The sequence below is a fragment of the Pontibacter sp. HJ8 genome (assembly GCF_054824225.1).
In genome coordinates, this window is sequence record NZ_JSYF01000129.1 from 1 (window position 1) to 7,994 (window position 7,994).

10 protein-coding genes are annotated in these 7,994 nt (G+C 53.4%); 9 read left to right on the plus strand and 1 reads right to left on the minus strand.

Features of this window, described 5'->3' with window-relative positions; translation table 11 throughout:
• The 4 genes from OB13_RS07155 to OB13_RS07170 form a co-directional block, all read left to right on the plus strand.
• A partial coding sequence (locus tag OB13_RS07155; protein WP_461489470.1) for a hypothetical protein occupies positions 1-683 on the plus strand: 683 nt, incomplete at its 5' end.
• A 225-nt stretch (positions 684-908) separates the two neighbouring features.
• On the plus strand, positions 909-1,583 hold the full coding sequence (locus OB13_RS07160) for a DUF2461 domain-containing protein (RefSeq protein ID WP_461489471.1): 675 nt from the start codon (positions 909-911) through the stop codon (positions 1,581-1,583).
• A gap of 7 nt (positions 1,584-1,590) precedes the next feature.
• Positions 1,591-1,965 (plus strand): DUF3221 domain-containing protein, encoded by a 375-nt coding sequence (locus tag OB13_RS07165; protein WP_461489472.1) that lies wholly within the window; start codon positions 1,591-1,593, stop codon positions 1,963-1,965.
• 54 nt (positions 1,966-2,019) lie between these two features.
• The gene (locus OB13_RS07170; RefSeq protein ID WP_461489473.1) at positions 2,020-2,496 is read left to right on the plus strand and encodes a hypothetical protein; all 477 of its coding nucleotides are present in this window, start codon (positions 2,020-2,022) and stop codon (positions 2,494-2,496) included.
• Here the strand turns inward: OB13_RS07170 and OB13_RS07175 are convergent.
• Positions 2,493-2,699 (minus strand): hypothetical protein, encoded by a 207-nt coding sequence (locus OB13_RS07175; RefSeq protein WP_461489474.1) that lies wholly within the window; start codon positions 2,697-2,699, stop codon positions 2,493-2,495. The two genes, OB13_RS07170 and OB13_RS07175, sit on opposite strands and share 4 nt — an antisense overlap.
• A gap of 298 nt (positions 2,700-2,997) precedes the next feature.
• Here OB13_RS07175 and OB13_RS07180 point away from each other — a divergent pair, with 298 nt between their 5' ends.
• From OB13_RS07180 to OB13_RS07200, 5 genes are all read left to right on the plus strand, one after another.
• Positions 2,998-4,482 (plus strand): APC family permease, encoded by a 1,485-nt coding sequence (locus OB13_RS07180; RefSeq protein WP_461489475.1) that lies wholly within the window; start codon positions 2,998-3,000, stop codon positions 4,480-4,482.
• A gap of 285 nt (positions 4,483-4,767) precedes the next feature.
• On the plus strand, positions 4,768-5,715 hold the full coding sequence (locus tag OB13_RS07185) for an alpha/beta fold hydrolase (RefSeq protein ID WP_461489476.1): 948 nt from the start codon (positions 4,768-4,770) through the stop codon (positions 5,713-5,715).
• A 98-nt stretch (positions 5,716-5,813) separates the two neighbouring features.
• Positions 5,814-6,473: an alpha/beta fold hydrolase gene (locus OB13_RS07190; protein WP_461489477.1), complete on the plus strand. Its 660-nt coding sequence runs from the start codon at positions 5,814-5,816 to the stop codon at positions 6,471-6,473.
• Complete coding sequence (locus OB13_RS07195) at positions 6,463-6,717, plus strand: hypothetical protein (protein ID WP_461489478.1); 255 nt, start codon at positions 6,463-6,465, stop codon at positions 6,715-6,717. Before OB13_RS07190 ends, OB13_RS07195 begins: the two co-directional genes overlap by 11 nt.
• 2 nt (positions 6,718-6,719) lie before the next feature.
• On the plus strand, positions 6,720-7,859 hold the full coding sequence (locus OB13_RS07200) for an NAD(P)/FAD-dependent oxidoreductase (protein WP_461489479.1): 1,140 nt from the start codon (positions 6,720-6,722) through the stop codon (positions 7,857-7,859).
• Positions 7,860-7,994 lie beyond the last annotated feature (135 nt).

Here is a 7,994-nt window from a genome sequence, read left to right on the forward strand (position 1 = left end):
AGGAGGTCAACAAAATTGAAAATTTTGCATTCGACTATTTAAGTTCTTACTATGCAAAGCAATCCAAGAATTCCGGTCTCCTGGTCAGGAAGCTCGAGAAGACGAAGCAGGGCGCGGAAGTAGATGGGCTGTTTGTGATGAAGAAAGAGGACAACAGCTTTTTTGCTGCATCCTTGAGCATCCGGCAATCCGATCGGCTTACTGCCCTCCTCATCCGCTACAAGAAAAAGGGCCTGAGTAACTACCGGTTCCTGACCGCAGGCGCGCTCCTCCTTTTGACTGCTTACATTGGGTATACCCTTGACTACTGGCCTCTCCTATACCTGGCTCCTGTTTTTGTCGCGATAGCAGGCTTTCTACTGCACTCCCAGCTGGAGAAGCGCCACCTTAAACAGCAACTGGAGAAGTTGGTCAACGAACTTAAGCAGGCCCCTGCCAATGAGCAGTGGCTCGGTTTATCAATCAGCAGCCTGAGCTTCCGCAACAATATGCTGGCCGATAGCCTGCTGGCACTCTGCCAGCGGAGGCACATAGGCCTGATCACAGTGGGCAAAAGAGCGAAAGTCGTACTGCGCCAGGTACCCACGGCTGCCGGCTGCCGGCATGGTGATTTCCTGACCTACTATACCTCCGAAGCTGATTTGCGAAAATCCCTGACCGACCTGTTCATGAAAGTAGCTTAGCTCACGCTACAATATATTAGCAAAAGCCCCTTGTTACTGCTCCTGTCTGTAACAAGGGGCTTCTTTGTGGAGTAGAACCGGGGGGATATAGAGCTACAACAGGTTTGATACGCTTGCTTTCAACCGCATTATTCAACCGGATAGGACGCTGCTATTCACAAAAGCTGTAAGAACCTATTCTCCGGATAATATGACCCACTTTTTACGAATTCCATCCCTGCTGCCATGAACGGGCCTTTTATACTGGATTTTCTCAGAGACCTGCAGCGCCATAACAGCAAACTCTGGATGGACGCCAACAGGGAGCGTTACCAGCAAGCCAGAAGCTATTTTGTGGAGCTGGTAAGCTTTACACTGGAGGAGCTGAAGCAGATAGACCCGTCTTTGCATGGCGTCACGACGCAGGAATGTTTGTTCCGGATCAATAAGAATGATTTCTCTAAAAGCGGGGAGGCGCCTTATAAAGGGCGGATGGGAGCCGGCATATCCAGGGGTGGCCGGCACTCGCCTTATGCCAACTACATCCTGGTGCTGGAGCCTGGCGGCAAGTCACGTATGGGCGGCGGTATACCTAACCCAAAGCCCGAGCACTTGGCGCTTATACGTGAAGAGATAGACTATAACCCGGGCGAGCTGGAGCAGATCATCCGCTCACCCGCCTTTGTAGAGCAATTCGGAGAGTTGCGCGGGGAGAAACGGGCAACAGCGCCCAAAGGGTATGACAAGACACATGCGTCTGTTGATTTGCTCCGGCATAAAAACTTTCTGGCCCTCCGTTACTTCAGCGACGAAGAAGTAATGCGTCCGGATGTTACTTCCAAGCTCCTCCCTACGTACAAGTGCGTGAAACCCCTGCTGGACTTTTTCAACAGAGCGATCAGCGAGGAACATACCCGATAAGACGACCATGAAAAAATATATAAGCTACCTGCCCTTGGCAGCACTCCTGTTGGTTGGTTGCCAGACAGAGGATACCAGACAGATCCCAAATACGCAGCCCGATGTGCACGGTAACATCACGAACCTTAAGAAGACAAATTCAAAGCAGGATGCCGCTGTAGCAGAGATACTGGTAGAAGCCGTGGAAGGTATAGAGACCAGCCATACCAAAGCCAGCCTGCGCATTGACAACAAGACACTCATCGAAGGCCAGGACGGCGCCGTACTTAAACTGGAGCAGTTGCGGGAAGGCCAGCTGGTAGAAGTCTGGTTTAAAGACCCGGTGATGGAGTCCTTCCCGGTACAGGCTCACGCAGCAGCTATTCGGGTGAGTAATTATTAGGCAGAACAGGAAAAATCCGGTCGTGACATTTAAAGGAGATAGAGGAGGTGGAAAATGGCAATCGAGCGAGAAGAATGCAGATCTGAGTTAGCAGAACCGCTGCAGCTCAGTCACATGCTGGGGGATGTATATGTCACCCTGCAACAAAAGCAGGATTACATTGAGGCCAAATGGTCAGGGCATATCACAGCAAATGATGTAGTATGCGCTGCGCAGGCCTATCTGGAGCTGCTCCGTAGCAGCGGCTGCCCGAAGCTGATGAACGATAAGTCGGACATCACCGGCGACTGGCAGGAAGCAAACGACTGGATACAGTTCGAATGGATGCCCAAAGCCGTTGCAGCCGGATTACGGTATATGGCCCATGTGTATTCACACAATATGTTCAGCAGGCTGTCTGCCCGTGATTTGCTGACCCGCCTGACGCCCGAGCTTTGCATGCAAAACTTTAATGAGCGCGAAGAAGCCGAAATCTGGCTGGCCGGTTGTGATACTCTACTCCCCCCTGCAGGGCGGGCTGCTTCTGCCTAGCGGGCATTAGCAGCGATCGCCTGAGGAGCTACGGCTGTGATGACCACCGTATCCAGTACCACATCCATAACAGGAGCTTCTACTTCTTCTGTCAGTACAACTACGTGAGAATCATTTCCATTGGGAACAGGCAGGCTCTTATCATTTTGAAGAGCAAGACCAAAACAAGAAACTGAGGCGGCGATAACGAATATTACTTTCATGGCTTTAAATTTTTATGGTTGAATAATTAATTTTACTGTTACAAAGATATCTTATAGTACTTTGTTATGCAAGGTACTGTTGCATCAATTACTACTGTATTATACCAACCACCGTTTTTTATCCGTGAACACGCGCCTTCTCGGGACGAATAACCTGTAATTTATTCCTCATAAAAACCTATTTTTAGTCTGTATAATTACACATCTATATTCATGGACTTCTTAAGTATGTCTGCTAATCAGGGTGGTGGAGCACTGAAAAATTACTGCTACATTTGTTTTCAAAATCAAAACTAAAATGCAGAAAGGTATAGAAACCCTGAAAAAGGAAGAAGAACATACTGAGCAAGGCTTCAAACGCGAATTGACGCTATTCGATGCGATCATGATCGTGACAGGAGGCATGATCGGTTCCGGGATTTTTATTGTTACCGCAGATATTTCGCGCACGGTGGTCACGCCCGGTAATATGCTGTTGGTTTGGGTGCTTTCCGGCTTCCTGACCATGGTAGGAGCCCTTAGCTATGGCGAGTTATCGTCTATGTTTCCAAAAGTGGGCGGGCAGTATGTATACCTGAAAGAGGCCTACAACAAAATGGTGGCGTTTTTGTATGGCTGGACGCTTTTTCTGGTAATCCAGACGGGTATCATTGCGGCTGTCGGGGTGGCTTTTGCCCGTTTCACCGGTGTACTCATCCCTTGGTTCAGCGAGAGCAACGTGCTCTTCTCAGTGGGCAGTATCAATTTTACCTCGGTGCAACTGCTAGCCATTGTCAGCATCGTATACCTGACCTACATCAACTCCAGGGGCGTGAAAAGCGGCAAGCTGATCCAGAACATTTTCGGCAGCACCAAACTGATCGCCTTGTTTGCCCTTATTCTTTTCGGATTGCTCTTTGGTGTAAACGACACAGCCGTCCAGGCCAACTTCTCTGATTTCTGGGGTAGTGACGCCGCCGCGTCGGGTACGGGTGCTATACCGCCTACCGGCATGGCCCTGATCACGGCTTTAGGCATTGCCATGGTAGGAGCCCTTTTCTCTTCCGATTCCTGGAACAACATCGGTTTTTCAGGTGATGAGATCGTCAACCCCAAGCGTACGATTGTGCTCAGCATGGTCATCGGGGCAGGCATTGTAACGGGCATTTACCTGCTCATCAACCTGGTATACCTGCTGGTATTGCCGCTTAACGGCGACCCCAACGCGACCAGTGTAATGGCACAAGGTATACAACATGCCTCCAACGACCGCGTAGCTACTGCCGTGGCAGAGGTGATCGGCGGGTACCCGGCCACACTAGGGATCGCCATACTGATCATGATCTCGACGTTCGGCTGTAACAACGGCGCCATCCTTTCCGGCGCCCGGGTGTTCTATGCGATTGCCAAAGACGGTTTGTTTTTCGAGAAGATGGGCCGCCTGAACAAGAACGGCGTACCGGCGGCTGCCTTGTGGCTGCAGTGCCTCTGGGCCTGCCTGTTATGCCTTTCGGGCACCTACGGCGACCTGCTCGACTACGTGATCTTTGCAGTGATGCTGTTCTACATCCTCACCATCATCGGGGTGTTCGTGCTGCGCGTAAAGCGCCCGGACCTGCCAAGACCTTACAAAGCGTTCGGCTACCCCGTACTTCCGGCCATGTACATCATCCTGGCTTCTGCCATCTGCATCATCCTGCTCATTTACAAACCAACCTTCACCTGGCCGGGCCTGATCATCGTCGGGCTGGGTATACCTGTCTATTACTTTTTCGGAAGCAAGTTCCGACAGGAACAGGTATAGGTATAGCATCCCATGCATCTGATTTTACAAAAGCCCGCAGGAAGCTGCGGGCTTTTTCGTGTACGGCCTTTTTCAAAGGAACAGTAGCCCTGTTAGCTTTCCGGAGCCAGTGCGACAAAAGTGATAGTCCGCGGTAACGCTGCCAGGGATTGGCGAAACCGCCCTGGCTCCTATCTTCACTTTTCCAGCGGGCCGCCGGCCTTATGCCGTGGCCGCCTTGGATGATTCCTGTAAAACCCCTTATCTTGTCAGGTGTTCTAGTCCTGCTCCTCAAGCATTTGCATTATGAAAAAGAGAAAACGGCGCCTGCTCCTGGCGGCTGGTCTGCTGATGGTTGCGACTACCGCCCTGCTGGTGCACAAAGATATACCTGCCGATGAGCTGAAAGCAAGGTATGGCTCCACAGCCTCCCGCTTCATGCGGCTGGATGGGGCGAATCTGCACTACCGCGACGAGGGCCAGGGCACCCCCATCGTGCTGCTGCATGGCACCGCCGCCTCCCTCCATACCTGGGATGGCTGGGCTGCTGAGCTCAGCAAGAGCCACCGCGTGCTACGGCTCGACCTGCCGGGATTTGGGATGACCGGCCGCAACGCCACCGACACCTATACCATCGACTACTACTCCGGCTTGCTGCTACACTTGCTCGACAGCCTGGGGATAGAGAAAGCGCACATCGCCGGCAGCTCCCTCGGCGGACAGATTGCCTTCGATTTCGCCGCCTCCCATCCCGGGCGCGTGCACAAACTGATCCTGGTGTCGCCCACGGGCATAACCCATGCCAATGACAAGCGCATTTCCCTGCCTTTCCGGCTGGCGCAGACCCCGGTGCTGAAGCATTCGCTCCGGTACATCACGCCGCGCTTCCTCGTGGAAAAGAGCCTGAAAGAGGTATACGGCGACGACAGCAGGCTTCACGAGAGCACCATCACGCTGAGCCACGAACTGCTGTTGCGCGACGGCAACCGCGAAGCCTTCATCGCCCGCCTCAACACGATGGACCAGGACAACCTGCACAAACTTGCCCGGATTCAGGCACCCACCCTCATCCTCTGGGGCGAAGCCGATGCCTGGGTGCCTGTCCGGGATGCCACCCGTTTCCTGCAGGGAATAAAAGGCGCACAGCTCAAGCTATACCCGGGTGCAGGCCACATCCCCATGGAGGAACTGCCACAGGAGACGGCGCAGGATGCGGTGCGATTTCTGGGCGGCGGCCTGGCTCGAAGGGACTAGCGAAGCTGCCCCGACACGCTGTCCTGGTTTGTGCAGCGTAGATGAATCCCTTAGCTTTGCCTCTGCAATTCTAAAACCGGAGGGGACAAATCAAACGCATGGGTACGGTATACTTTATCAGTGGGCTGGGGGCAGATGAGCGCATGTTTCAGTTCCTGCACATCCACTGCTGCGACAGGGTATACGTGCGCTGGATACGCCCAGAAACCAATGAATCGCTGGCAAACTACGCCAGAAGGCTGGCCACGCAAATCACGGAGCCTGACCCTGTGCTGGTGGGCATGTCGTTTGGGGGCGTGGTGGCCATTGAGCTGGCCAGGTTCCTGCACCCGCGCAAGACCATCCTCATCTCCAGCATCGCCAGCAGCAGGTCGCTGCCCTGGTACTACCGCCTCATGGGCTTGTTGCGGCTGCACCAGCTCATTCCGGTGCCGTGGCTCAAGCGGTTCCACTTTGTGGCCCCAATGCTCTTTGGTGCGGCCACCCCGGCAGAGAAGGCACTCCTGAAACAGGTGATATTCGAAACGGACCCGCATTTCCTGCGCTGGGCGCTGGGACAGCTGCTGAACTGGCAGCAGCCCGACCACTTCGAGGACGTGGTCATGATACATGGCACAGCCGACCGCATCCTGCCCATGCGGGAGCATCCGGACACCGTCAGGATAAAAAACGCAGGGCACCTCATGGTTCTGAGCCATGCTGCACAGATTAGTGCTATCTTGGATGATATTTTAAAGGAGGTATACCATGGCAGATAAAAAGAAATTCATCATCACCACACCGGACGGCCGTAGGGCGGATCTGACAAACGCCAGAACGCTCAAAAGCAACAACCTATACCCGTTCGGAAAGCACAACTACTCTATCTATGAGACGCCGGAAGGCGTATTTGTAAGAGGCTTCAATGACGGGGAGCGTGAGATCATGCTCACCCGGTTCGACATCATCGACGAAGCCACAGCGCGGAATTACCAGCATACGTATGTGAGAGAGGAAGAGTAGCCATGCAACTCAGTTATTGGGAAAAAGACACGTACTTCAGCAACATCGATGTGCTCATCGTTGGCAGCGGCATCGTGGGGTTGAATGCGGCCCTATACCTGAAAACCAGGCAACCCAAACTGAAAGTGGTAGTACTGGAACGCGGCCTGCTACCCACTGGCGCCAGCTCCAAAAATGCCGGGTTCGCCTGCTTTGGCAGCCCCTCTGAACTGCTCGACGATCTGAGTCACCACACCGAAGACGCGGTATTTTCCCTGGTGGAGCGTCGCTGGAAAGGCTTACAGCGCCTCCGGCACAACCTCGGGGACACAGCCATCGACTATCACCGCTGGGGCGGCTATGAGCTGTTTGAGGCCTCGCAGCAGCAGTTGCATACCGAATGTGTGGAGCGTCTCCCCTACCTGAACCGCCACCTGCAGCAGGTTACGGGTGAGCAGGAGGTATTTCGCCTGGCCGATGAAAAGATCAGCCGCTTTGGGTTCAGGCAGGTCGAGCACCTGATCGAAAGCACGGCTGAAGGCCAGATCGATACCGGCAAAATGATCCTGGCGCTCACGCAGAAGGTACAGACGCTGGGTGTACTGGTGCTGAATTGCCTGGAAGTACTGGAGTTGCAGGAGGAAAATAAAGGTATAACTGCCATCACGGCACAAGGCATCGCTATACCTGCACGGGCCGCCCTGGTGGCGACCAATGGGTTTGCGCGGCAGCTTTTGCCGCAGTTGCAGGTTATACCTGCCCGGGCGCAGGTACTCATCACGGAGCCCATTGCGAATCTCAAACTAAAAGGTACTTTCCACTACGACCGCGGCTACTACTATTTCCGCAACATTGGCAACCGGGTCCTCTTCGGCGGCGGACGCAACCTGGACTTTAAAGCGGAAGAAACAACGGAACTTGGCCTGACTGAACTGGTGCAACAGCAACTGGAGAAACTCCTGCAAGAGGTCATACTGCCCGGTACTGACTTTGAAGTAGCGCATCGCTGGAGCGGCATCATGGGCCTCGGTCCGGAGAAGACCACGATAGTAAAGCCTGTCTCAGAACATATCTGCTGTTCCGTACGGATGGGCGGGATGGGCGTGGCCATCGGTTCGCTGGTAGGGGAAGAAGGTGCCGAACTGGTGCTGCAGAAACTTTGAGGCCTCCATTTTTCTATGTTAATTACTAAAATTTGGCGCCGCCTGCAAGTTTACCCCTCTTTAACTCTTTTCATTGTTTGGGCATTAGCAACACTTATCAACCTAGATAAGGCATTCCACATTGACGATACATTT

Coding starts and splice junctions, on each gene's coding strand:
- OB13_RS07165 (WP_461489472.1), top strand. CDS start 1,591: ATGAAAAAATATATAAGCTACCTGCCCTTGGCAGCACTCCTGTTGGTT.
- OB13_RS07195 (WP_461489478.1), top strand. CDS start 6,463: ATGGCAGATAAAAAGAAATTCATCATCACCACACCGGACGGCCGTAGG.
- OB13_RS07180 (WP_461489475.1), top strand. CDS start 2,998: ATGCAGAAAGGTATAGAAACCCTGAAAAAGGAAGAAGAACATACTGAG.
- OB13_RS07200 (WP_461489479.1), top strand. CDS start 6,720: ATGCAACTCAGTTATTGGGAAAAAGACACGTACTTCAGCAACATCGAT.
- OB13_RS07160 (WP_461489471.1), top strand. CDS start 909: ATGAACGGGCCTTTTATACTGGATTTTCTCAGAGACCTGCAGCGCCAT.
- OB13_RS07170 (WP_461489473.1), top strand. CDS start 2,020: ATGGCAATCGAGCGAGAAGAATGCAGATCTGAGTTAGCAGAACCGCTG.
- OB13_RS07190 (WP_461489477.1), top strand. CDS start 5,814: ATGGGTACGGTATACTTTATCAGTGGGCTGGGGGCAGATGAGCGCATG.
- OB13_RS07175 (WP_461489474.1), bottom strand. CDS start 2,699: ATGAAAGTAATATTCGTTATCGCCGCCTCAGTTTCTTGTTTTGGTCTT.
- OB13_RS07185 (WP_461489476.1), top strand. CDS start 4,768: ATGAAAAAGAGAAAACGGCGCCTGCTCCTGGCGGCTGGTCTGCTGATG.